Annotated in this window: 23 protein-coding genes and 3 tRNA genes; 13 read left to right on the top strand and 13 right to left on the bottom strand. The window is 58.6% G+C overall.

Annotated features, from left to right (window positions below; genetic code table 11):
* Positions 1 to 122: 122 nt before the first annotated feature.
* Positions 123 to 707: a L,D-transpeptidase gene (locus ACR0KX_RS06900; protein ID WP_170453041.1), complete on the top strand. Its 585-nt coding sequence runs from the start codon at positions 123 to 125 to the stop codon at positions 705 to 707.
* 69 nt (positions 708 to 776) lie between these two features.
* On the opposite strand, the gene ACR0KX_RS06895 is transcribed toward ACR0KX_RS06900, so the two are convergent.
* Together ACR0KX_RS06895 and ACR0KX_RS06890 are read right to left on the bottom strand one after the other, a co-directional pair.
* A complete protein-coding gene (locus tag ACR0KX_RS06895; RefSeq protein WP_170621751.1) occupies positions 777 to 1253 on the bottom strand; it encodes a fasciclin domain-containing protein in 477 nt (158 codons plus the stop codon).
* Positions 1254 to 1324: 71 nt separating this feature from the next.
* A complete protein-coding gene (locus ACR0KX_RS06890; RefSeq protein WP_170621750.1) occupies positions 1325 to 2176 on the bottom strand; it encodes a class I SAM-dependent methyltransferase in 852 nt (283 codons plus the stop codon).
* Positions 2177 to 2316: 140 nt separating this feature from the next.
* On the opposite strand from ACR0KX_RS06890, the gene ACR0KX_RS06885 reads away from it, so the two are divergent.
* The 4 genes from ACR0KX_RS06885 (at position 2317) to mmsB (ending at position 6613) form a co-directional block, all read left to right on the top strand.
* Entirely contained in the window at positions 2317 to 3432 is a 1116-nt protein-coding gene (locus ACR0KX_RS06885; RefSeq protein WP_170621749.1) for a carboxylate-amine ligase, read from the top strand.
* 114 nt (positions 3433 to 3546) lie between these two features.
* On the top strand, positions 3547 to 4689 hold the full coding sequence (locus tag ACR0KX_RS06880) for an acyl-CoA dehydrogenase family protein (protein WP_170450920.1): 1143 nt from the start codon (positions 3547 to 3549) through the stop codon (positions 4687 to 4689).
* A gap of 7 nt (positions 4690 to 4696) precedes the next feature.
* Positions 4697 to 5737, top strand: coding sequence for an enoyl-CoA hydratase/isomerase family protein (locus ACR0KX_RS06875; RefSeq protein ID WP_480708141.1), 1041 nt, complete (start codon positions 4697 to 4699; stop codon positions 5735 to 5737).
* A gap of 3 nt (positions 5738 to 5740) precedes the next feature.
* Positions 5741 to 6613 carry a 3-hydroxyisobutyrate dehydrogenase gene (gene mmsB / locus ACR0KX_RS06870; RefSeq protein ID WP_170450924.1) on the top strand — a complete coding sequence of 291 codons (873 nt, stop codon included), beginning with the start codon at positions 5741 to 5743 and terminating at the stop codon, positions 6611 to 6613.
* A 1-nt stretch (position 6614) separates the two neighbouring features.
* On the opposite strand, the gene ACR0KX_RS06865 is transcribed toward mmsB, so the two are convergent.
* The 4 genes from ACR0KX_RS06865 to ACR0KX_RS06850 form a co-directional block, all read right to left on the bottom strand.
* Positions 6615 to 7484: a fused MFS/spermidine synthase gene (locus tag ACR0KX_RS06865; protein WP_170621748.1), complete on the bottom strand. Its 870-nt coding sequence runs from the start codon at positions 7482 to 7484 to the stop codon at positions 6615 to 6617.
* Between the two features lie 91 nt (positions 7485 to 7575).
* The gene (gene uvrA, locus ACR0KX_RS06860; RefSeq protein WP_170621747.1) at positions 7576 to 10434 is read right to left on the bottom strand and encodes an excinuclease ABC subunit UvrA; all 2859 of its coding nucleotides are present in this window, start codon (positions 10432 to 10434) and stop codon (positions 7576 to 7578) included.
* A 179-nt stretch (positions 10435 to 10613) separates the two neighbouring features.
* Positions 10614 to 10690 (bottom strand) — tRNA-Asp (locus tag ACR0KX_RS06855).
* A gap of 45 nt (positions 10691 to 10735) precedes the next feature.
* Positions 10736 to 10812: transfer RNA gene (locus ACR0KX_RS06850), tRNA-Asp, on the bottom strand.
* A 334-nt stretch (positions 10813 to 11146) separates the two neighbouring features.
* Here ACR0KX_RS06850 and ACR0KX_RS06845 point away from each other — a divergent pair.
* The 3 genes from ACR0KX_RS06845 (at position 11147) to ACR0KX_RS06835 (ending at position 13763) form a co-directional block, all read left to right on the top strand.
* On the top strand, positions 11147 to 11884 hold the full coding sequence (locus ACR0KX_RS06845) for a porin (RefSeq protein ID WP_170621746.1): 738 nt from the start codon (positions 11147 to 11149) through the stop codon (positions 11882 to 11884).
* Between the two features lie 111 nt (positions 11885 to 11995).
* A tRNA-Val gene (locus ACR0KX_RS06840) sits at positions 11996 to 12070 on the top strand.
* A gap of 106 nt (positions 12071 to 12176) precedes the next feature.
* The gene (locus tag ACR0KX_RS06835; RefSeq protein ID WP_480708139.1) at positions 12177 to 13763 is read left to right on the top strand and encodes an APC family permease; all 1587 of its coding nucleotides are present in this window, start codon (positions 12177 to 12179) and stop codon (positions 13761 to 13763) included.
* Between the two features lie 50 nt (positions 13764 to 13813).
* Here the strand turns inward: ACR0KX_RS06835 and lon are convergent, their stop codons facing one another.
* The 4 genes from lon to ACR0KX_RS06815 all read right to left on the bottom strand — a co-directional run bounded on the left by lon (position 13814) and on the right by ACR0KX_RS06815 (position 19052).
* Positions 13814 to 16222 carry an endopeptidase La gene (lon, locus tag ACR0KX_RS06830; protein WP_480708137.1) on the bottom strand — a complete coding sequence of 803 codons (2409 nt, stop codon included), beginning with the start codon at positions 16220 to 16222 and terminating at the stop codon, positions 13814 to 13816.
* 224 nt (positions 16223 to 16446) lie between these two features.
* A complete protein-coding gene (locus ACR0KX_RS06825; RefSeq protein WP_170519751.1) occupies positions 16447 to 16854 on the bottom strand; it encodes a DUF6636 domain-containing protein in 408 nt (135 codons plus the stop codon).
* Between the two features lie 92 nt (positions 16855 to 16946).
* Positions 16947 to 18077 carry a tRNA guanosine(34) transglycosylase Tgt gene (gene tgt, locus ACR0KX_RS06820; RefSeq protein WP_480708135.1) on the bottom strand — a complete coding sequence of 377 codons (1131 nt, stop codon included), beginning with the start codon at positions 18075 to 18077 and terminating at the stop codon, positions 16947 to 16949.
* 63 nt (positions 18078 to 18140) lie between these two features.
* Positions 18141 to 19052: a nucleoside hydrolase gene (locus ACR0KX_RS06815; RefSeq protein WP_170621743.1), complete on the bottom strand. Its 912-nt coding sequence runs from the start codon at positions 19050 to 19052 to the stop codon at positions 18141 to 18143.
* Between the two features lie 176 nt (positions 19053 to 19228).
* On the opposite strand from ACR0KX_RS06815, the gene ACR0KX_RS06810 reads away from it, so the two are divergent.
* From ACR0KX_RS06810 to ACR0KX_RS06800, 3 genes are all read left to right on the top strand, one after another.
* Positions 19229 to 20119, top strand: coding sequence for an SPFH domain-containing protein (locus ACR0KX_RS06810; RefSeq protein ID WP_170450943.1), 891 nt, complete (start codon positions 19229 to 19231; stop codon positions 20117 to 20119).
* A complete protein-coding gene (locus ACR0KX_RS06805) occupies positions 20119 to 20397 on the top strand; it encodes an NfeD family protein (protein ID WP_170450945.1) in 279 nt (92 codons plus the stop codon). Before ACR0KX_RS06810 ends, ACR0KX_RS06805 begins: the two co-directional genes overlap by 1 nt.
* Before the next feature lie 90 nt (positions 20398 to 20487).
* On the top strand, positions 20488 to 20850 hold the full coding sequence (locus tag ACR0KX_RS06800; protein WP_170450947.1) for an SUF system Fe-S cluster assembly protein: 363 nt from the start codon (positions 20488 to 20490) through the stop codon (positions 20848 to 20850).
* A gap of 222 nt (positions 20851 to 21072) precedes the next feature.
* Here the strand turns inward: ACR0KX_RS06800 and ACR0KX_RS06795 are convergent, their stop codons facing one another.
* Positions 21073 to 21348: a hypothetical protein gene (locus tag ACR0KX_RS06795; RefSeq protein WP_480625964.1), complete on the bottom strand. Its 276-nt coding sequence runs from the start codon at positions 21346 to 21348 to the stop codon at positions 21073 to 21075.
* 259 nt (positions 21349 to 21607) lie between these two features.
* Between ACR0KX_RS06795 and ACR0KX_RS06790 the strand changes: the two genes are divergently transcribed.
* Positions 21608 to 21973 carry a HesB/IscA family protein gene (locus ACR0KX_RS06790; RefSeq protein WP_170518332.1) on the top strand — a complete coding sequence of 122 codons (366 nt, stop codon included), beginning with the start codon at positions 21608 to 21610 and terminating at the stop codon, positions 21971 to 21973.
* On the opposite strand, the gene ACR0KX_RS06785 is transcribed toward ACR0KX_RS06790, so the two are convergent.
* Positions 21970 to 22881, bottom strand: a complete 912-nt coding sequence (locus ACR0KX_RS06785) for an isopenicillin N synthase family oxygenase (protein WP_170621742.1) — start codon at positions 22879 to 22881, stop codon at positions 21970 to 21972. The genes ACR0KX_RS06790 and ACR0KX_RS06785 overlap by 4 nt on opposite strands.
* Positions 22882 to 23007: 126 nt before the next feature.
* Here ACR0KX_RS06785 and tpiA point away from each other — a divergent pair, with 126 nt between their 5' ends.
* A complete protein-coding gene (tpiA, locus tag ACR0KX_RS06780; protein WP_170621741.1) occupies positions 23008 to 23757 on the top strand; it encodes a triose-phosphate isomerase in 750 nt (249 codons plus the stop codon).
* 15 nt (positions 23758 to 23772) lie between these two features.
* Here the strand turns inward: tpiA and ACR0KX_RS06775 are convergent, their stop codons facing one another.
* Positions 23773 to 24084, bottom strand: coding sequence for a DMT family transporter (locus ACR0KX_RS06775; RefSeq protein ID WP_170621740.1), 312 nt, complete (start codon positions 24082 to 24084; stop codon positions 23773 to 23775).
* Positions 24085 to 24134 lie beyond the last annotated feature (50 nt).

The following is a 24134-nucleotide window of genomic DNA, read 5'->3' as shown; positions in this document are numbered from 1 at the left end:
CGCCTTCACGATAAATTCAGGTTTCACAGGCTGGAAATTCGCATCCCGCACAAATAATTTACTCTCAAATTTTTTGATCGAGCAGTTCAAAAATATCGGAGGCCGTTTTGTCCAATTCCCGCATGACCCGCCGCTCGGCCCTTTTGGGGGTCGCGTCCGTTCTGGCAACGCCCGCGCTTGTACGCGCGCAAAGCACGGATGCCTTCCCGCAGACCGAAGACGCGATCAGCACACAGTTGCCGGTGCGCCGCAATGTATCCTCGTTCTCTCAGCAGAACTGGCAGGATCACTTTGACGAGCTTGGCTCGGGCTGCCTGCTGGCCGACATCACCAGTCGCGCCGTGCATTATTGGGGCCCGGACGGGACCTATAAGCTGTACCCAAGTTCTGTACCGATGAGCGAAGAACTGACCAAGCGCGGTTACACCAAAGTTGTGCGCAAGGCCGAAAACCCAAGCTGGACACCGACCGCGTCAATGCGGGAACGCGATCCTTCGCTGCCCGTTCGAATGGATGGCGGCGATCCAGGCAACCCGTTGGGCACCCGCGCCATGTATCTGGACTGGCCCGCCTATCTGGTGCACGGCACCCATGATACGCGCAAAATCGGTCGTCAGAGCTCATCCGGTTGCATCGGACTGTATAACCAGCATGTGGAAGAGCTGTATCCGCTGGTCCAGATCGGCACGCAGGTGCGTCTGGTCTGATCTGATCATCAGTTACACGAAAGCCCCGGCCAATAGGACCGGGGCTTTTGTTTTCTGCGGTCGTGGCGCTTATTCCGGCAGGATCACCGCGTCGACCACATGGATCACACCATTGCTGGCCTCGATATCGGCCTGAACAACTTCGGCAGCGTTGACCTTCACGCCGTTGCGCGCATTCACGCTCAGACGGTCGCCCTGCACGGTCAGAACCTTCGCGCGCTTGCCAGCGATATCGCCCGACATCACCTTGGCCGGAACCACGTGATAGGTCAGAATCTCAACCAGCTGATCCTTGTTCTCGGGCAGCAAGAGGCTTTCGACAGTCCCCTCGGGCAATGCTGCAAACGCCTCATCCGTCGGCGCAAACACGGTGAACGGGCCATTGCCCTTCAGCGTATCGACCAGACCGGCCGCCTGAACGGCTGCGACCAGGGTGGTGAACGATCCGGCAGATACTGCGGTATCGACAATGTCAGCAGCCTGGGCCTTGAGCGGCATGGCAAATGCGAGTGCGGCGGCAGCGCCCATAAACGTGCGACGAAACATGGCTGTCTTCTCCTCTCCAGCTTGTTATGGAAAGGGGTACGGGCCTTTTGTCACACCGGATCACTTTGAGATCACTGTTCCTTGATCTGAACCCAGATACTCTGGGCGCGACCCTCTTTCAAAAAGGGCAAGGCTTCGACGGCATCCGGACGCTCCTGTTGCAGGTAGTATCCCGGCCAAAGCATTGAAAACGCGCCAGATTGCAGCAAAGCGTGCAACATGTACTGTTCCCCCCAGCCGGGGCAGTCATAGAAGAACCGCTTGGGATATTCATAGGGCAAAAAAACATCATGCACGTGGATGACAACACCCGGTTTCAGGCTGGGAATGATGCGGCAGAACAGGTGCGCGACATCGTTCGACATCCGAACAACATGGCTGGAATCGATGAACAGGACATCGCCGGCCTCCAATTGGTCGAACAGCGCGGGGTCCACATCTTCCAGCCGTTTCTGTTCGAACGCGTCCACCACATGCGCAATATCCGCCCGGGGATACGGGTCGATGGCCGTGATCTTGGTTTCCAACCCACCATCGATGATCGCCTGACGTGTGACGCGGGTCGAATTTCCGCAGCCGACCTCGATAACCTGTCTTGGCTGAAACCTTCGGATCATCAGGTACAGCGCATCCGCGTCAGGGCTGTCATAGTAGCCATTGCCGAGGCGATAACCGGTCTGATTGCGCGTGGGGTCTTTCAGAGCGGCCAAGGCGTCGCGGTGTTCCGCAAACTCCTGTTTCAGCGGCTCGATATCGAACCCCTCCATCCCCGGTGACAGAGTGTATGCCGGTTTGGTCAGCCCCCCTGCCCGCTCGAACGCTTCAAGCCGTGCGCGTTCGTCCTGTTCGGCGGCCTTGTCGATCAGTTTCACCCCCAACTCATCAAGCGCTTCGTTGATCTTCGGGAATTTTCTGAGTTTCACGCGCGTCGCTCCGGTTCGGTGGCTTTCTGCATTTCCATACCTTTCCGGCATGGGCCTTCGCAAGCGGCAGAACGGCAAACCCTTGGCAAAACGCCGATTTCCGTATTCACTGAGGTCGTAAAACAAAGGGAGGTCCGCGTATGCAGCAGGATTTCACGCTGGGCATTGAAGAAGAGTATCTGCTGGTTGACCGCGACAGCCTGCAACTGACCGAAGCCCCCGCCGCCCTGATGGAAGCCTGCCAGGCCGATTTCGAAGGTCAAGTCAGTCCCGAATTCCTGCAATGCCAGATCGAGGTCGGCACGCGCCCTCATACCACGATCAAAGGCGCGCGTGAGGATCTGAAACGGCTGCGATCTTGTGTGTCGAAACACGCCGCCGCATATAACCTCAGCCCGATTGCGGTATCCTGCCACCCGTTCGCCAATTGGAAGGATCAGCACCACACCCGGAAGGAACGCTACGATGCCCTGCAACATGCATTGGGTGGTGTTGCGCGACGGATGCTGATCTGCGGAATGCACGTTCATGCAGGGGTCGAGGATCCGGCGCTGCGGGCTGACCTGATGCCCCAGCTCTGCTACTTTCTGCCTCACCTTCTGGCGCTGTCCACATCCTCGCCCTTCTGGAACGGAGAGGATACGGGCCTGTCCTCCTACCGCCTGACCGTCTTCGACAACCTGCCGCGCACTGGGCTGCCGCCTGACTATAACAGCTGGTCCGAATACGAGCGCACCACCGGCGTTCTGGTCGAATTGGGCGTGATCGAGGATACCTCAAAAATCTGGTGGGACCTGCGCCCCTCGCACCGGTTTCCGACGCTGGAAACCCGCATCATGGATGTGCAACCCCGGCTGGAACATACGCTGTCGCTGGCGGCCCTGGTGCAGGCCCTGACCCGAATGCTGTGCCGCCTAAAGGCGCGAAACCTGCGGTGGCGTCAGTATGATCGGTTCCTGATCAGTGAAAACCGGTGGCGCGCGCAGCGCTATGGGGTTGGCGAAGGGCTGATCGATTTCGGGGATCGCTCGATCAAACCGATGGCCGAACTTATGGGCGAACTTATGGGCATGCTGGCCGAAGATGCCGAGGCGCTGGGCACCATGACCGAACTCGCGCGATTGCGGCAGATTGCCGAAAACGGGACCTCGGCCACACGTCAACGGCGCGCGCATGCCGAAGCTGTTGCCAAAGGCGAGGACCCCGGTCAGGCGGTCGTTCGCCATTTGATCGAAGAGTTTCACGCCGATCTGTGACCCTGCGGCGCGTAGTCGCCGCGCAGCCCGCGAACGATTGCTGATCTTGCAAAATTTCTGTAACGATTGCGAAATAAACAAGCGTTCAATTCTTTACCTGCGGGAGGGTACGCCATGGATTTCGGGCTGACCGAGGAACAGACAGCCATCTTCGATATGGCATATGCGTTTGGGCAGGAAAACATCGCCCCATTCGCGCGCCAATGGGAAAGCGACGGCACCATTCCAAAGGACTTGTGGCCCAAAATCGGGGAACTTGGATTCGGTGCGCTATACGTGTCCGAGGACAGCGGCGGGTCGGGCCTGACCCGGTTGGACGCGACACTGGTTTTCGAGGCCTTGTCGATGGCCTGCCCCTCGGTCGCGGCGTTTCTGTCGATCCACAACATGTGCGCCAAGATGCTGGACAGCTTCGCCAGCGACGACCTTAAATCCCAAGTTATGCCAAGCGTGCTGAGCCTGAACACAGTGCTCAGCTACTGTCTGACCGAACCGGGCTCAGGCTCGGACGCGGCCGCGCTGAAAACCCGCGCCGAACGCACGAATGAAGGGTACACGCTGAACGGGTCAAAGGCCTTTATTTCCGGCGGAGGATATTCGGACGCCTATGTTTGCATGGTGCGTACCGGTCAGGACGGCCCAAAGGGTATTTCGACCGTCTATGTTGAAGACGGAACACCCGGCCTCAGCTTTGGTGCGTTGGAACAAAAGATGGGCTGGAAAAGCCAACCCACCGCGCAGGTCCAGTTCGACGACTGCAAAATTCCATCCGGCAATCTGGTCGGCGTTGAAGGCGACGGGTTCAAATACGCCATGAAGGGTTTGGATGGCGGGCGTCTGAACATCGCCTCTTGTTCCTTGGGCGCGGCACAGGCCGGGCTGGACATGACCCTGCAATACATGTCCGAACGCAAAGCCTTTGGCCAATCCATCGACCAGTTCCAGGCCCTGCAATTCCGCCTGGCGGATATGGAGATCGAGCTGCAGGCCGCCCGCACTTTTCTGCGCCAAGCGGCCTGGAAACTGGATCAAGGCGCTCCGGATGCGACCAAATTCTGCGCCATGGCCAAGAAATTCGTGACCGAGACCGGATCGAAGGTCGTCGATCAGTGCCTGCAACTGCACGGCGGCTACGGCTATCTGGCCGATTACGGCATCGAAAAGCTTGTGCGTGATCTGCGGGTGCATCAGATATTGGAAGGCACGAACGAGATCATGCGCGTGATCGTCGCGCGCCAGATGATTGCACAAGGCTAAAGGTTACATGTCTGACATCGACATCCGCACAACCGGCCGCGCTGGGCGCATCACCCTGACCCGACCCAAGGCGCTGAATGCGCTGACCTATGATATGTGCATGGCCATCGACACAGCCCTGCGCAACTGGCGCGAGGATGATGCGGTCGATCTGATCATCTTCGACGCCGAAGGCGACAAGGCCTTTTGCGCCGGAGGGGACATTGCCGAACTTTACCAGACCGGGATCCAGGGCGACTTCGCCTATGGTCAGACATTCTGGCGCGACGAATACCGGCTGAACGCCCTGATCTTCGAATACCCCAAACCTATCATCAGCTTCCTGCAAGGCTTCACCATGGGCGGCGGCGTCGGAATCGGCTGCCACGGCAGCCACCGGGTTGTTGGCGAAACCTCTCAGATCGCGATGCCCGAATGCTCCATCGGGCTGGTTCCCGATGTCGGCGGCACGCTGATGTTGGCGCTGGCTCCCGGTCGATTGGGTGAGTTTCTGGGCACCACCGGGCACCGCATGGGCCCCGCTGATGCGATCCTTGCCGGGTTCGCCGATCATTTCATCCCGCAGGATCAGTGGGCTGATCTGATCGAAATGCTAGAGGCGTCCGGCAACGCCGATCTGATTGGCGAACATGCCGCCACGCCGCCCAACGGCGAACTTGCCGGTCTGCAACCCGAAATTGACCGCACCTTCGATGGTGAGACACTCGGCGATATTCTCACCAATCTGCGGAGCAGTGGTTCCGAATTCGCGGTGAAGGCGCTGGCCAAGCTGGAACGGAACGCGCCGCTGTCTGTGGCCTGCACGGTGGAAATGCTGCACCGCCTGCGCGGGGCCTCGCTAACCATGCGTCGGGCGCTGGAAATGGAATACCGTTTCACCTTCCGCGCCATGCAACATGGTGATTTTCTGGAAGGTATCCGGGCGCAGATCATCGACAAAGACCGCAACCCCCGTTGGCAATATGCGGATATGACCGTGCCAGCGGTGGCGGTGTCGAAGATGTTGCAGCCGCTGGGCAAGGACGCCCTGACATTCGAGGAGGAGTAAGACATGCAAATCGGGTTCATCGGGCTGGGCAATATGGGTGCGCCCATGGCCGCCAATCTGGCCAAAGCCGGTCACACGGTGCGCGGTTTTGATACCGCAGGGGTCAGCGTGGACGGTGTCACCAATGTTGAGACAGCTGCCGAGGCCGTAGCGGACGCGGACGCCGTCATCACCATGCTGCCGAACGGAGCCATCCTGCGCGCCGTCGCCGATCAGATCATCCCCCATATGCAATCCGGTGCCGCTCTGATCGACTGTTCAACCGTCGATGTCGACAGCGCTCGCGCGGTCGCCGATCAGGCCAGTGCAGCCGGGCTGCTCTCAGTCGATGCTCCTGTTTCGGGCGGGATCGGAGGCGCCTCGGCAGGCACGCTGACCTTCATGGCCGGTGGATCCGAAGACGCCTTTGCCAAAGCTGCCCCCCTGTTCGAGATCATGGGGCAAAAGGCCGTGCACTGCGGCGAAGCCGGGGCCGGTCAAGCGGCCAAGATCTGCAACAACATGATCCTCGGCGTCACCATGATCGCTACTTGCGAAGCCTTTGCATTGGCTGACAAGCTGGGGCTGGACCGTCAAAAAATGTTCGACGTCGTCAGCACGTCCTCCGGCTATAGCTGGACCATGAACGCCTATTGCCCCGCCCCCGGCGTTGGCCCAACCAGCCCTGCGGATAACGGCTACCAACCCGGTTTTGCCGCCGAGCTGATGCTGAAAGACCTGCGCCTCAGCCAGCAAGCCGCCGAAAGCGCCGATGCGGACACTCCGATGGGGCAAGCCGCAACGGCGTTGTATGAACAATTCGTCGAAGGTGAAGACGGGAATGGTATGGATTTCAGTGCCATGCTGCCTCGATTCGAGAAACGCGGTCGCGGCTGATCTAACTTTCGTCTTGGGATAAGATACAAAGCCGATCTGCGTATTCGGACAAATCAAACCCAAACGGCATCCGCGTTTGCAGCGCGCGCGCGGATGCCGAAACACTGTCCGGATCGGCACACGCCTCTTTGCATCCGAACAGAACATGCGTGCCCTCGACTTCAACCATGCAGGCATCTGCAAAAACCGCCTGAAAGTCCGCTTTCTGCTCAGACAGCCGAGGGTCGCTGTCCACGAGATTCATGCAGACCACGCCCCGGGGCCTTAGCTTGCTTGCGCACATTTCAAAGAACGCGGGCGTGGACAAGGACTGCGGCACACGCCCGTCCGCCGCGAAGCAATCCAGATAGATGTGGTCGAATTGCGCGTCCAACTGTTCGGCCAAATGCAAGCTGCCGTCGGCGCAGGAAATCCGCAGGCGCGGACCGTCTTTCAGACCGAAATACCGGTATGACAGGTCAAGAACTTCCCGATCAATCTCCGAGCCGGTGATCATGACATCATCGAGCAGCGCATGAAGAACCGTGGGCACCCGCCCACCGCCACCGCCCATGACATAGACGCGCTCGGGCCGAGGCACGAAAGCAAGGCACAACAGCATCGCCTGCGTATAACCACCGGTCAGAGTCAGCGGGTTTGTCAGATCAATGCGCGACATGACTCCGCTGAGCGCGTCGTTGGTCAGAGGAACTCCGCTGGGGCAAAACACCAGAAACAGCTCGCTCCCGCTCTTTGCAACGACCACCTGACCGATTTGGCCCTGCCGATGCTCGACCAAACCATCCGGCAGATCCTGCAAATGCCTCAGCCGCTGTGCAATTGAGCCGGGTAAGGATGCCGAGGTGAACACGGTCGGATCTGGATCGGCCATGCGACCTCCGTTCGCGTTGGACGCACCGACACCGCCGATTTGCCAGGCGCCGTCCCCAATAGACGTATTCCTGGCAGTATGCGTGAGCGGGCTACTCGGCGGCAACCGCCTTTGCATCAAGCATCTGTTTCAGATACCGCCCGGTGTGGCTGCGCTCGACCTCGGCCACCTCTTCCGGGGTGCCGGTCGCGACAATCTCACCACCACCGTCACCGCCTTCGGGGCCGATATCGATGATATGGTCGGCGGTTTTCACCACGTCCAGATTGTGTTCGATTACAACAACCGTATTTCCCTGATCGACCAATTCATGCAGCACTTCCAACAGCTTGCGCACATCTTCGAAATGCAGACCCGTGGTCGGTTCATCCAGAATATACAAGGTGCGCCCGGTGGAACGTTTGCTGAGCTCTTTCGACAGCTTAACCCGCTGCGCCTCGCCCCCTGACAGGGTCGTGGCCTGTTGACCGACCTTGATATAGCCCAGCCCCACACGCGCCAGCGCATCCATCTTGTCGCGGATCGACGGCACGGCTTTGAAGAACTCCTGCGCGTCCTCCACCGTCATGTCCAGCACGTCGGCGATGGATTTGCCCTTGAACTTGATCTCCAGCGTCTCGCGGTTGTAGCGCGCACCCTTGCAGGTCTCGCAGGTCACGTAAACGTCGGGAAGGAAGTGCATCTCGATCTTGATGACACCGTCACCCTGACACGCCTCGCAACGGCCACCTTTGACGTTGAAGCTGAACCGCCCGGGCTTGTACCCGCGCGCCTTTGCCTCGGGCAGGCCAGCGAACCAGTCGCGGATCGGGGTGAAGGCCCCCGTGTAAGTCGCTGGATTCGAACGCGGAGTCCGCCCGATGGGCCGTTGGTCAATGTCGATAACCTTGTCCAGAAATTCCAGCCCCTTGATGGTCTCACATGGCGCGGGTGTCTGACGCGCGCCATTCAGACGCATCGAGGCGGTTTTGAACAGCGTCTCGATGGTCAGCGTGGATTTGCCGCCCCCGGACACGCCGGTCACGCAGACGAATTTACCCAGTGGAAAATCGGCGGTGACGTTCTTCAGGTTGTTTCCCGTCGCTTTGACAACCGAAACCTTCTTTTTGTTACCTTTGCGCCGTTCGGTCGGCACCGAAATCTCTCGCGTGCCGGCCAGATATTGACCCGTGATCGAAGCGGCGTCAGCCGTGATTTCCGCTGGCGTTCCTTTACTGACCACCTGCCCGCCATGCACACCCGCGCCGGGGCCAATGTCGAACACATAGTCCGCCTCGCGAATGGCTTCTTCGTCATGTTCTACGACGATGACCGTGTTCCCCTGATCCCGCAGGTTCTTCAGTGTACCCAGCAGTCGGTCATTGTCGCGCTGGTGCAGGCCGATGGATGGCTCGTCCAGTACATACAGAACACCCGTCAGGCCCGAGCCGATCTGGCTGGCCAAGCGGATACGCTGGCTTTCCCCTCCGGACAGTGTGCCACTTGAACGTGACAGCGTAAGGTATTCCAAACCAACGTTATTCAGGAATCCAAGGCGTTCGCGGATTTCCTTGAGGATGGCGCGCGCGATCTCGTTCTTCTGCACGCTCAGATGGTTCGGCGCATCCTCAACCCAAGCCAGCGCCTCGCGGATCGACATCTCGACCACCTGACCCACATGCAGGCCCGCGATCTTTACCGCCAACGCCTCGGGGCGCAGGCGGTAGCCTTCGCAGGTGCCGCAGGGGCGGTTGTTTTGATACCGTTCGAATTCCTCGCGAATCCACGCGCTGTCGGTCTCGCGATAGCGGCGTTCCATGTTCGGTATCACGCCCTCAAAACTGCGCGTGACCTGATAGACCCGCCCGCCTTCGTCATAGCGGAACTGGATTTCCTCATCGCCCGAGCCGCGCAGGAAGACCTGCTGCACCTTGGCGGGCAAATCCTTCCACGGCGTGTTCTTGTCGAACTCATAATGCCGCGCGATGGCCTCGATGGTTTGCAGGAAATACGGGGACTTCCCTTTGCGCCATGGGGCCAAGGCACCATCGTACAGCTTCAATGTCTGATCCGGCACGACGAGGCGTTCGTCAAAGAACAGCTCGACCCCCAAACCGTCACAATCCGGGCATGCCCCGAAAGGGGCGTTGAACGAGAACAGGCGTGGTTCAATTTCGGGAATGGTGAAGCCGCTGACCGGGCAAGCAAAATTCTCACTGAACGTAATGCGTTCCGGGTCACCTTCGCGCGGGGCGGTTTCCAGAATCGCGATCCCATCCGCCAAATCCAAGGCCGTGCGCAGGCTGTCGGCCAGCCGGGTTTCCATCCCTTCGCGCACAACCAGACGGTCGACCACAACGTCGATGTCGTGACGGAATTTCTTGTCCAGCGTCGGAGGCTCATCCAACTCGTAGAATTCGCCGTCAACTTTCACACGTTGAAAGCCCTGTTTGCGCAGTTCCAGAAACTCTTTCTTATATTCACCCTTCCGGTCGCGCACGATAGGGGCCAGCAGGTAGCCGCGCGTCCCCTCCTCCATCATCATGATCCGATCGACCATGTCCTGCACCTGCTGCGCTTCGATCGGCAAACCGGTCGCAGGGCTGTAAGGCGTTCCTGCGCGCGCAAAGAGCAAACGCATATAGTCGTAGATCTCAGTCACAGTACCCACGGTGGAACGTGGGTTTTTCGACGTCGTTTTTTGTTCGATGGAAATCGCCGGGGACAGACCGCTGATATGGTCCACATCAGGCTTTTCCATCATGTCCAGGAACTGACGCGCATAGGCCGACAGGCTTTCGACATAGCGGCGCTGACCTTCGGCATAGATCGTGTCAAACGCCAGCGAGGATTTGCCCGAGCCGGACAGACCGGTGATCACCACCAGCTGATCCCGTGGAATATCGACGTCGATCCCTTTCAGGTTATGCTCGCGCGCGCCGCGCACTTCGATGTTCTTCAGCTCAGCCATTCAGGCCCCCAACCAGACAAGTGTCCTAGAAATAGGCGAGCGGCGCTGAGTCTCCAACAGAAAAGTTAGAACAAAGTGTGAACGAACCAATTATTGCCGACACCTACTGACAAGGCGCGACGCAGTTGGGCCTTGCAGGGCAATCGCTGATGGTCTGAGGTGTAAACTAAAGGAGAAAATGGCGCGGTTGACGGGGCTCGAACCCGCGACCCCCGGCGTGACAGGCCGGTACTCTAACCAACTGAGCTACAACCGCGCATCTATTTTCATGGCCTTTATCCTGGACCAAGGATTGCAGCGATGGCGCGGTTGACGGGGCTCGAACCCGCGACCCCCGGCGTGACAGGCCGGTACTCTAACCAACTGAGCTACAACCGCCCGCTGCACGTTCGCTCTGAACGTTGGGGTGTATTATGGCCCCGCCCCGGCATCGTCAAGCGGCGTTTTGAAGTTTTTTCCGAATTCCAGAATTTTACGCATGCCGCTGTCCGGGCGGCGGCGTCAGTTTTCTGGATACGGTCAAATGGCACGCGGTTGTCCGTGGATTTCCGCACAGAAACAGCATGCTTCACCCTCAATGTGACACCCCGGCAACAGCACCAGTTAATTCAAGTGAATCAATACACCGCAAAGCAGAATCAACCTAATGCTGCGCGCGCAAAAAGGGCCACATTCCGGGGCCCGGCCAACAAAAAAAGATCGGAGCATAATCTTGAAAAAACTCTTTATCTACAGCGCCCTGTCAGCAACCCTGTCGACCGGCGCGGCGCAGGCTGTCGAACTTACAGGCGGTTATCTTGATCTGGGGTATTCAACCTTCACCGACACCGATTTTGGTGACGTCTACAACCTGAACGGAGCTGCTGAACTGGCCTTCACCCGCGCGTTCAGCGCCCAGTTGGATCTGGGCGGCTATCGTTTTCAGGACCTCGGCGAAACCGCAACGAACTGGACACTGCATGCCAACTTGCACACCAGCGGCAACGCGTCGTTTGGTGCGTTCTACGGTCAGGAAAAGTTGGAAGATGCTGATTTCGACTATTTCGGAATCGAGGGTGGCTTCGACGCAGGCCCGGCAGAGATCGAAGGTTATATCGGTCGCCAGGAACTGAGCAACGTCTCTGGTCTGGACGGAACAGTCTTCGGAGTTTCGGCCAAAACCGAACTGAGTGACCGCTGGGACTTCACCGCAAGCTGGGACATTGTCGACAACTTTGTCGGTGCGTTGGATTACAACCTGTTTGCAATCGGCGCCACCTATGCCGCCGCTGACAACGCCGAAGTTTATGGCAATATCGGCGTCGCACATATCTCATCCCCGCTGGTTTCCGGCAGCTCGAACGAGGCCTATGTGGGCGTCGGCGTTCGTGTGAACTTTGGCAACGATCGCGGCACGACATTTGGCCGTCGCGGCGTTCTGGCCAAACTGCCTGGCCTGCCCGGTCTGTAAAACACCAGGGCCCCGGTTTTCCGGGGCCTTCCGTTTTGCGCATGTTAGCCGGGAAAACTGATCTTCCCGCCCTTGCAGAGCACCAAGACCTGCGGTAAGAGGCCGCCCTATGGGTGATTAGCTCAGTGGTAGAGCGCTTCGTTCACATCGAAGATGTCAGGAGTTCAAATCTCTTATCACCCACCATTCCCCTTTCCAATCGTGTGACTCCACCCAGCTTGCCACCGGGCGTTGTAACTGCGTATCCTTTTCACAATCGCTGAATTAACGGCGCGTGAACAAGAGGATACGCATGGCCAAACTGAAGCGGGATATTGGCCTTGTGGGTCTGACCTTCATTTCAGTCGGCGGAATCATCGGGTCAGGATGGCTGTTTGGGCCGTTGCTGGCGGTGCAACACGCAGGCCCTGCTGCGATCCTGTCATGGATCATTGGCGCGGTAGCGATGTTCATCCTTGCCATTACATTCGCCGAGATTTCGGCCATGCTACCGATCCCCGGCGGCATCGCCCGCGTACCACAGTTCTCGCACGGCAACATCGTGTCGATGGCGATGGGCTGGACGGCCTGGATCGGCTACAACACCACGGCCCCGATCGAAGTCGAGGCAATGTTGAAATACCTGGCCCCCTACGCCCCGTGGCTCCACACCGCAGCGACCGGAGATCTGACCGGCGCGGGTATTGCAGTGGCCCTGTTCTTCATGCTGCTGTTCGTGGCCATCAACGCCTTGGGCGTCAAGTTCTTCACCCAGGTCAACGCCGCGCTGACATGGGCCAAGGTTGCAATTCCGATTGTGCTGTCGGTGCTTCTGATTGCCAGCCGGTTTGACACGCAGAATTTCTCGCACCCCGACGGATTCGCACCTTACGGTCTGCAAGGCATCATGGCCGCTGTATCGACCGGAGGGGTGATCTTTTCGTTCATCGGTTTCCGCCACGTGGTCGACATGGCCGGAGAGGTTCGGAACCCGAAATTCGATATTCCCGCCGCGCTGATCCTGTCGATCATTCTGTGCGCCGCCATCTATCTGGGCCTGCAAGTCGCATTCATCGGCGCGCTTGACGCCGACATGCTGAAAAACGGGTGGAGCAACCTGACCTTTGGCGGCGAAGGCCCGCTGGATGCGGTCATCATGTCCGTTGGTATGGTCTGGTTTCTCAGCCTGCTGAATGTGGGATCGGTCATTGGCCCCTTCGGTAACGGGCTTGTGGCCACCGGGTCGAATGCCCGCATCGCGCTCGCCCTGTCGAAGAACGGGTTCCTGCCGCAGCGCTTGACGATTCTGTCCACGTTTGGCGTGCCGCTTTGGGCGCTGGCCTTGAACTTTGTGATCGGCATTGTGTTTCTGCTGACGGTGCCCTTTACCACAGTCATCGCCCTGAACGGGGCCGCAATTGTCTTGTCCTTTGCGGTGGGGCCAATCGCCGTTGTCTGCCTGCGCCGCTTGATGCCCGACCACCCCAGATCCATCCGCATCCCCGCCGTCAAACTGGTGGCCGTCACCGCCTTCGCCGTTGCAACTCTGGTCGTCTATTGGAGCGGCTGGGACACCGTATGGCGGCTGGGCATCGCGCTGATGGCAGGGATGGTCCTGCTTTTAGTCCGGTTCTGGGGTCGGCTGGATGAGATGGACGTGACCGAGGCGCTGTGGCTGGTGCCCTATCTGGCGGGCATCGGCCTGATCTCATACCTCGGTCAGTTCGGTGACGGCGCGCTGAAGCAAATTCCGTTCGGGTGGGACATTGTACTCTGCACCCTGTTCTCGGCGGTAGTTTTCGCCCTCGCCGTTCGGTCCGCCCTACGGGATGAAAAGTTTCAACAATACATTGCGGAAGAAGAGATACTGGACCCCAAAAAACCGATTATTGGGTTCTGAAACGAAAAAAGGCGGGGTCCGGCCCCGCCTTTTCAATCTTTTCCGCACGCTTAATGCGCCGTCGCTGATGGGCCTGCGTTTTCCGCAGCCTTTGTCGCAGCGGCAGCAGCTTCCTCGGCGGCCTCGTCCCATTCGATGGGCTCTGGCTCGCGCACCAGTGCTTGTTTCAATACTTCCGAGACATGTTTGACGGGAGTGATTTCCAGCCCTTCTTTCACATTGTCCGGAATCTCGGCCAGATCCTTTTCGTTTTCTTCCGGGATCAGAACCGTCTTGATGCCACCGCGCAGCGCCGCCAGCAGTTTCTCTTTCAAACCACCGATGGGCATCGCATTGCCGCGCAACGAAACCTCGCCCGTCATGGCAATGTCCTTGCGCACTGGAATGCCGGTCAGGACCGAGACAATCGAGGTCACCATCGCCAGACCCGCCGAGGGGCCGTCCTTGGGCGTTGCCCCATCCGGCACGTGGACGTGAATGTCCAGCTTGTCGAACTGCGGCGGCTTCACCCCGATCTTCGGTGAGATCGACCGCACATAGGACGAGGCCGCGTCGATGGATTCCTTCATCACATCGCCCAGCTTACCGGTGGTCTTCATCCGACCCTTGCCGGGCAGTTTCAGCGCCTCGATATGCAGCAGATCACCGCCCACGGACGTCCAGGCCAGACCGGTCACGACGCCGATCTGGTCGTCCTGCTCGGCCAGGCCATAGCGGAACTTCGGCACACCCAAGAAATCATCCAGATTGTCCGGCGTCACCGTCACGGTCTCGGCCTCTTTCTTGATGATCTTGGTCAGCGATTTCCGCGCAACCTTGGCGATTTCACGTTCAAGGTTCCGCACGCCCGCCTCGCGGGTATAGGTGCGGATGATCTTTTGCAGCGCCTCATCGGTCAGTTCGAACTCTTTGGCTTTCAGACCGTGGTTCTTGACCTGCTTGCTGATCAAGTGCTGCTTGGCGATCTCACTCTTTTCCTCTTCGGTGTAACCGGCCAGCGGGATGATTTCCATCCGATCCAGCAGAGGCCCCGGCATGTTGTAGCTGTTCGAGGTTGTCAGGAACATCACGTTGGACAGGTCATATTCGACCTCAAGGTAGTGGTCCATGAACGTGCTGTTCTGTTCCGGATCCAGCACTTCCAGCATCGCCGAGGCCGGGTCGCCACGGAAGTCCTGCCCCATCTTGTCGATTTCATCGAGCAGGATAAGCGGGTTCGTGGTTTTCGCCTTTTTCAGCGCCTGAATGATCTTGCCGGGCATTGAGCCGATATAGGTGCGACGGTGGCCCCTGATCTCGGATTCGTCGCGCACACCACCCAGCGAGATGCGGATAAACTCGCGCCCCGTGGCTTTTGCAACCGATTTACCCAGCGAGGTTTTACCCACACCGGGAGGGCCAACAAGGCACAGGATCGGGCCTTTCAGCTTTTTCGAACGCTGCTGAACCGCCAGATATTCGACGATCCGCTCTTTGACTTTCTCAAGCCCATAGTGATCAGCGTCCAGAATGTCCTGCGCGCGGCCCAAGTCCTTTTTGACGCGGGATTTGGTGCCCCACGGCAGCGAAAGAATCCAGTCCAAATAGTTGCGCACGACGGTGGCTTCGGCCGACATCGGGCTCATGTTACGCAGCTTCTTCAGCTCGCCTTCAGCCTTTTCGCGGGCCTCCTTCGACAGCTTGGTCTCGTTGATCTTGGCTTCCAGCTCGGCGACTTCGTTCGAACCGTCCTCACCATCGCCGAGTTCCTTCTGAATGGCCTTCATCTGCTCATTCAGGTAATACTCGCGCTGCGTCTTCTCCATCTGAGATTTGACACGGGTCTTGATCTTTTTCTCGACCTGCAGAACCGACATTTCACCCTGCATCAGGCCATAGACTTTCTCAAGCCGCTCACTGACGCTGAGCGTCTCAAGCAGTTCCTGCTTTTGCTCAACCTCAATACCCAGATGACCCGACACCAGATCGGCCAGCTTGGCAGGCTCGGTGGTTTCACCGACTGCGGTCAGGGCCTCTTCTGGGATGTTCTTGCGCACTTTTGCATAGCGCTCGAACTCATCCGCCACAGTACGCAGCAGCGCCTGTGTGGTGGTCACATCGCCCGGGATTTCGGTCAGATACTCGGCACGGGCCTCGAAAAACTGATCGTTTTCAAGGAATTCAGTGATCTGCACACGCGCCTGTCCTTCGACCAGCACCTTGACGGTGCCGTCGGGCAGTTTCAGCAGTTGCAGGACGTTGGCCAGAACACCAGCCTGATAGATGCCGTCCACTTCCGGATCGTCAACACCGGGGTCGATCTGGCTGGACAACAGAATTTGCTTATCATCCTGCATCACCTCTTCCAGCGCGCGGACCGATTTGTCTCGGCCCACGAACAGCGGCACGATCATATGCGGGAACACCACAATGTCGCGCAGCGGCAGGACGGGGTATGAGGAATTCAGAGGCTCTTGCATGCTCTATCCTTATCGTTGGCAAGACGGCTCTGGTCCCTGCTTGAGGCAACGCTTGGCCGTCTCCTGTCTTGGATGGTTAAAGGTGGGGCTGTCACCGCCCTATTTCAACCTCACCATCATGTCTCTGGCGCAGCATGACCCGAGGTTTTCCGGACTGCAAGGCGTCCCGGAAACATATCCACCGAAATTAACACACCCTGCGTGAGAAATACGCAGGCAAAAGATCAGAACACGCGCTGCACGGCGCGGGACAGGAAAAACCCGTGGCCGTCCTGATTGCGACATTCCAGACCTTTCCGCGAGGAGCTACAGGTAAACCCACCAAACTGGCCCGTGACACCATATTCCGCACGGTTAAACCCACCGCGGTTTCGATTCAACGGCTGGCACAGCATTTCCACGGGGCCGGTATCGAACATCAGGAAATCATGGCCCCAGTCGGATTGGCAGTCGGAAGGCCGCGGCAACGCGGGCTGGCCAGACTTTTCGATTATCGTGCATTGGATATCAGAAGACTCAGCGCCTTCGCCCACCGAACACTGAATATTTTCGGAAGGGGTTTCAAAGGTCCAGACATCTGAAATGGCAGGTGTCGCGCAGAAAATTGCTGCGCCGAGAAAAAGGCGAAACATAAAAACTCTCCGGGTCACGAACTAAAAATAGCATTGCTTGAAGTGGCCTCAGACTACCTGAAAACCACGCATTTGTCACCCGAACGGGACGGCTATTGCGGCTCGATATCGCCCTGCGCGCGCGTTGCATGGAAATCGGCCTGCCACGCATCGAAGCTTCCGGCCGAGATGGCATCCCGCATGCCCTGCATGATCTCCTGGAAATAATGCAGGTTGTGCCAGGTCAACAACATGCCCGAGATCATTTCGTTCGACCGGAACACATGATGCAGATAGGCGCGGGAATAATTCGCGCAGGCCGGGCACGAGCATTCCTGATCCAGTGGTCGCGGGTCGTCCGCATGCCGCGCGTTTTTGATGTTCACCACGCCACGACGGGTGAAAACCTGTCCGGTACGGCCAGAGCGAGACGGCAGGACACAATCCATCATGTCCACACCGCGCGCAACGGCGCCGACGATGTCATCCGGCTTGCCCACACCCATCAGATAGCGTGGCTTGTCTGCGGGCAGGAAATCGGGGGCGTAGTCGAGGCAGTCAAACATCGCCTCCTGCCCTTCACCCACGGCCAGACCGCCAATGGCGTAACCTTCGAAACCGATGGCTTTCAGCGCCTCGGCGCTTTCTTCCCGCAGATCCTGCTCCAAACCGCCCTGCATGATCCCGAACAGCGCGTGACCCGGACGATCCCCGAACGCATCGCGCGACCGCTCGGCCCACCGCACCGACAGGCGCATCGACTCGGCAATCCGCTCCCGGTCGGCGGGCAGCGAGGGGCATTCGTCGAAACACATCACAATGTTCGAGCCAAGCAGGCGCTGGATTTCCATCGATCTTTCGGGCGTCAACTCGTGTTTCGAACCGTCGATATGGGATTTGAAGGTCACGCCCTTTTCGGTCAGCTTGCGCAACCCGGCCAGAGACATGACCTGAAACCCGCCTGAATCCGTCAGAATGGGCCGCTCCCAATTCATGAATTTGTGCAGGCCCCCCAGACGGTCAATCCGCTCGGCCGTGGGACGCAGCATCAGGTGATAGGTGTTGCCCAGCAGAATATCCGCCCCGGTTGCACGCACGCTTTCCGGCATCATCGCCTTGACGGTCGCCGCGGTGCCGACCGGCATGAAGGCCGGCGTGCGCACCTCGCCCCTTGGCGTGTTGATCACGCCGGTACGGGCCTTGCCATCGGTGGCTTTCAGCTCAAAAGAAAACTGCTGGGTCATATCATTGTCTCTGATCGCGGAACCGGGCAGGCTTTGCCCGATCCACCGGTGCTTTGCAACCCGTCAGGGCAACGAGGCGACGCGGGCCGTAAACAGATCCACCACCCCTGCCCCGTCCACATCCCGACAGACCGAGACCTTTGGGCGACCGTCATGTGGCACCGTGGCCCCAAGTGCAGCGCCTTCAGTGGTGACGTGCAATCCGGTCTGAACGATCTCGAACATATGATCATGGGTGCAGGCGATCACTGCGGTCGAATCGTGCAGGCCGCAGCCTTCCAACCCGCCGATATCCTTGTAGAACTTCAGATAAAACCGCGAAATATCGCGCAGGAATGCGCCCATATTGGGTGACTGATCTGCCAGCGCCTCGAAATCTGCGGTTTCGTACAGGGTTTTCAGCGTGACATCCAAACCTACGACCACTGTCTCTGGCGGCGCGGCGAACACCGCATCGGCTGCCTTGGCGTCGTGGTAGATATTCGCCTCGGCATGTTCGGTGATATTGCCGGGGCAATAGACAGCACCGCCCATGATGACCAACCGTTTAAGGTTCTGCGCGAACTCGGCATCCAGCTTCATGGCGTCGGCGATGTTGGTCAGTGGACCAACGGCGCAGACGACCAGTTCACCCCTATGTTGACGTGCCATGTCTGCCAGAAATTCGGCCGCAGACAAGTCGTGGTTCTGCCCGATCTCGGGAATATCGGTCAAATCGCCAAAACCCTCGGGACCATGCACATGCTCAGACGGGCTGTGGCTGTCCTGCCCGTGGGCAAACGGCGCGCCTTGGGCGACCGGAATGCCCAAACCCAGCTTGTCGACCAGAAACCGAGCGTTTCGGCTGGACTGGTGGACATGCGTGTTGCCAAAAACAGTGGTCAGCCCGATCAAATCAATCTCGGGCACGGCAGCGGCGTAGGCGATGGCCATGGCATCGTCGATACCGGGGTCTGTGTCGATAATCAGTTTCATCCCGCTCCGATAGCGCAATCAGGCACAGATGCAAAGCGATCACTGTCACCGCTTGCAACCGTCCGAATGGGCCATACCGCTATTTGCAACCGCCTGCATTCACGCCATACCAGAGTTGAAATCGGGCGACTCAATCCCCAAATGTATACTAATGTACACAATAAAAGAGGACAGTTATGACAGAAGAGCAGATCATTGGATTGCTTTCGTCGAATATCATTTACTTTTTGGCTGCCATTCTGGTGGTCATCGTTACGCTCAAAGGCATCAAGATCGTTCCCCAATCCGAAAAATACGTGGTTGAACGGTTCGGACGCCTGCACTCGGTGCTTGGACCGGGCATTAACTTTATCGTTCCGTTTCTAGATGTTGCACGCCACAAGATATCCATTCTGGAACGCCAGCTGCCCAATGCGACACAAGACGCGATCACCAAGGACAACGTGCTGGTGCAGATCGATACCTCGGTCTTTTACCGCATTCTTGAACCTGAAAAGACCGTTTACCGTATCCGTGACGTGGACGGCGCGATTGCCACGACCGTTGCCGGTATCGTCCGCGCCGAGATCGGTAAAATGGACCTGGATGAGGTCCAGTCGAACCGCGCCCAGCTGATCGCTCAGATTCAGGAAAGCGTCGAAACCGCCGTGGATGACTGGGGTATCGAAGTGACCCGGGCCGAGATTCTGGACGTGAACCTGGATCAGGCCACCCGCGACGCGATGTTGCAACAGCTGAACGCCGAACGCGCCCGCCGCGCGCAGGTGACCGAAGCCGAAGGTCAGAAACGCGCCGTGGAACTGCAGGCCGATGCCGAGCTTTATGCCGCAGAACAAACCGCCAAAGCCCGCCGCATCCAGGCCGAGGCCGAGGCATATGCCACCGGCGTCGTCGCCAAGGCCATTCAGGACAACGGGATCGAGGCCGCGCAGTATCAGGTTGCGCTGAAACAGGTGGAATCGCTGAACGCGCTAGGCAATGGCACCGGCAAACAAACGATTGTCTTGCCTGCAAATGCTCTGGAAGCCTTTGGCGATGCGTTCAAGATGCTGAAAGGAGGCAAGTGATGGCCGACCCCTTCTGGCTGACATGGTGGATCTGGTTGGCGGGCGCTTTGGCGCTCGGCATCCTCGAAATCGTTCTGCCTGGCTTTATCTTTCTGGGCTTTGCCATCGGGGCCGCGGTGACCGGGCTGCTGCTGCTCATCCCGGGGCTTGCCCCATCGCTGCCGGTTGTACTGCTGATCTTCGCGGTGCTGTCGCTGATCGCGTGGCTGGGCCTGCGCCGAACCTTTGCGCACCCGCATGGGCAGGTGAAAACCTTTGAGCATGATATCAACGACTAACGTCAAGGGTCGCGCGGCGGCCTTTGCAGCACTGGACGCTGCCACAGCCATTCCCTATATAATCACTCAGGCAACCGACCCGAGGCGAAGATGACGCACCCGAGCGAACACTTAGAAGGCACACCGCTGATTGCACCTTCGACAATTGAACACCCCCTTTACGACCAGGTGGTCGAGGCGTGCAGAACGGTTTATGACCCTGAAATTCCTGTCAATATCTATGACCTCGGCCTGATCTATACGATCGACATCAAGGACGACAATGCGGTCAAGGTGATCATGACGCTGACCGCGCCCGGCTGCCCGGTTGCGGGCGATATGCCCGGCTGGATCATGGAGGCCATCGAACCGGTTCCGGGGATCAAGGAAGTGGACGTTGAACTGACGTGGGAGCCGCCCTGGGGCATGGAGATGATGTCGGACGAAGCCCGGCTTGAACTCGGGTTCATGTGATCGCGCTTAAGGCATTGTCACAAAAGGTTAATCCATCCGTTACCGAACTGTAGGCCCGCTGTCACATTTCTGCGGGACACATACGGCGCATCGACAACCGCCAAGGTTTAATTCTGTCATGCGCATGGGCCGGTACCGACTGTGCCATCCCCCATCCCCGGCCCGGAAATTGGACCGCTCTTGCCCGAGAGCGGTCTTTTCTTTTTCCGGATGCGCTGGGGCCTAACTCAGACCGCAGGTCGCTTTGATGTCTGCGGCCCGCTGGTCCAGCTCTTTGACGTAGTCGCCGGACAGCATTTGCAATCTTTTGTTCTCGGTCCCGGTTACAAGACCCAGTAATGCACCTGCCGGAGTGATCGCTGCGACGCTTTCCAATTGCTGGTCCTGAGCGTGTTTCTTTTCCGATGCAATCGCCCGCAGATCCCCTTCGGCTGTGGCACAATTGATCGGATGCCGCTTGAGTGTTGTGTCCGAATAAGCGGGAATGGCCGTGATCATGGCTGCGGTGCCGATCAAAGCAGTATAAAAAATTGCATTAGCTTTGTCGCGTAACCCATTCATTTCAATATAACTCCCCAAATGTAATCTGATCTCTGGCCGACTTTGGCAAACTGTCTTGGGTCAGGCTACGCGCATCCGTCACGTCAAGGCAACCCGCGCAAGCCGGTGGTAAATTTCACAACATCCAATCGCACTGACTTGAGCCTGCCGGGATACGCCCCTAAATTAGCGGTAACGCGCGACGACGGAGACACAGATGTTCGGCATTCCCGGCAAACAGGCCGTGACCATAACGCCCAAAGCTGCAGAGCAGATCACCCGCCTGATGAAATCCGGCGGTCATACCGGTCTGCGTATCGGCGTGAAAAAGGGCGGCTGTGCAGGCATGGAATACACCATGGACTATGTCGACGAGGCCGACCCGCATGACGAGGTGGTCGAGCAAGACGGCGCACGCGTGATGATTGCCCCCATGGCGCAAATGTTCCTGTTCGGAACCGAGATCGATTACGAAGTCTCGCTGCTGGAATCCGGGTTCAAGTTCAAAAACCCCAACGTGGTCGATGCCTGTGGTTGTGGCGAGTCGATCAAGTTTGACGAAAGCCTTACATCGCAGCCCTAAGCTGATTTCAGGTGCAGATAGGTTTCATTGAAACGTTTCGTCAGGTGATCTCCGGCCGAAATCAACTGCCCTGACCCCGGTGGGGCGACATTGGTGTCGTAGGTTGGGTTGAAGAACATCGGGACCGAGGTCCTTTCGTGGGACCCGCCTATTACCCGGTGCTCGGTCGCCTTGACGCGGCCTGCGGTCCAGAACTCCAGCATCTCACCGAAATTGATCACAAAGACGCCCGGTTCGGCCTGAACCTTCTCCCACGCCCCATCGGGCATCCGTACTTCCAATCCGGACGTGCCGTCGGTGGCCAAAAGGGTCAGACAGCCGTAATCGGTATGCGCGCCAATGCCGAAGTCTTTGTCTCCGGCCCAGACAGGCCGCTGGGGATAGTAGTTCCCGCGCAGCAGTGCCATCGGCGTGTCGAAGGCCGCATCAAAACTGCCTGCGTCCCGCCCCAAGGCAACAGCAATCGCTCGCAACACCCGCATGGATACATCGCTGGCATCCGCGTAATACGCGCGAATGGTATCTTGAAAGTGTTCTGGTTCCTCGGGCCACAGGTTCGGGGCATACACGCTCAGGTTCTGGGCGCGGTAAGGGTTGTCCTGCGGCAGTTCATAGCCGCAATCGAACACTTCCTTGAAATCCGGATTGGCTGTCGGATCAACCTGCTCTGACTGCGGCGCGCCCCAGCCCCGATTGGAACCGGTCACAGCCATGTCGACAGCGCGTTTATCCTGCTCGGGTAAGCGGAAAAAGTCGTAATAGGCCGCGATCACGTCCTGAATGCGTTCCCGCGTCAGCCCTGTGTCGCGCACCTTCAAAAACCCAACCTGTCCAACGGCTTGCCGCAAGCGCGCAAGCTCTTGCGGGTCCCGGTTGTCCAGCTTTTCAAGATCAAGGTTGTCGATCATGGCATCCTCAGAAGACTCAGCGCGGAAACTGCCCGTCACAGATATGAACTGCAACCGCAATTGTAAGGTCCGATCATCGATGCTATCCGATGGCCCAAACAACCAAATTCGCAGGGAGAGTTCGATATGCGGCGCAAGCTGGCGGCTGGAAACTGGAAAATGAACGGAACCGGCGCAGCGCTTGCCGAGCTAAAGCAACTTGCGGCCAAGCACCCCTCGCCTTCGGTCGATATTCTGATCTGCCCCCCGGCCACCCTGTTGCACCGCGCCGCCGAGATGGTTGAGGGTACTGGCGTCTCGGTCGGCGGGCAGGACTGCCACGCAGAACACTCGGGCGCGCATACCGGTGATGTCAGCGCCGAGATGCTGCAAGACGCCGGTGCCACGGCAGTCATTCTGGGCCATTCGGAACGGCGCGTGGATCATGGCGAGCAGAACGAAGACGTGCGCGCCAAGGCCAGATCGGTTATGGATCAAGGGCTGAAAGCCATCATCTGCGTCGGCGAAAGCCTTGAACAGCGCGAGGCCGCCAACACGCTGGACATCATCGGCGGGCAGATGTCGGGTTCGATCCCGGACCAGTCAACCGGCGAGAACCTGATCGTCGCTTACGAACCGATCTGGGCCATCGGCACCGGCAAGGTTCCGACGCTGGAAGAAATCGGTGAGGTCCACGATTTCATCCGCGCCCGTCTGGAACGCCGGTTTGGCGAGGGCGTCGGCCGCTCGGTCCGGTTGCTATATGGCGGTTCGGTCAAGCCGTCCAATGCGGCCGAAATTTTCGGTGTTTCGAACGTAGACGGCGCGCTGGTCGGCGGGGCCAGCCTGAAAGCTGCGGATTTCTCGGGCATCATCGAGGCGCTGGAAGGCATCTGAGCCGGGGCCGCACAATCAGGCCAGCTTCATCGTCACGATCCCGGCAATGATCAACGCCGCTGACAGAAGGCGCATGGGCGTCAGCGCCTCACCCAGCACCGTGACGCCCACCAGAAACGCACCAACCGCGCCTATGCCGACCCAGATCGTATAGGCGGTGCTCAGCGGCAGATCCCGCATCGCCAGTGACAGCAACCCAAACGAGCCGATCATGGAAACGCCCATGATCGCGGTTGGCAAAAGCCGCGTGAAACCAGCGGATTGCTTCATCGCGCCGGCCCAGACAATTTCGAGAATTCCGGCAAAAACAAGCATGATCCATGCCATGAGGTGACCCCTTGTCAACGCGGGTCGTCCCGCATGATCTGCCCGTGATG

This window comes from Ruegeria sp. BG5 (assembly GCF_056538425.1).
The sequence above is the reverse complement of the archived record's forward strand: the minus strand, read 5'-3'. Positions and strand labels throughout refer to the sequence as shown.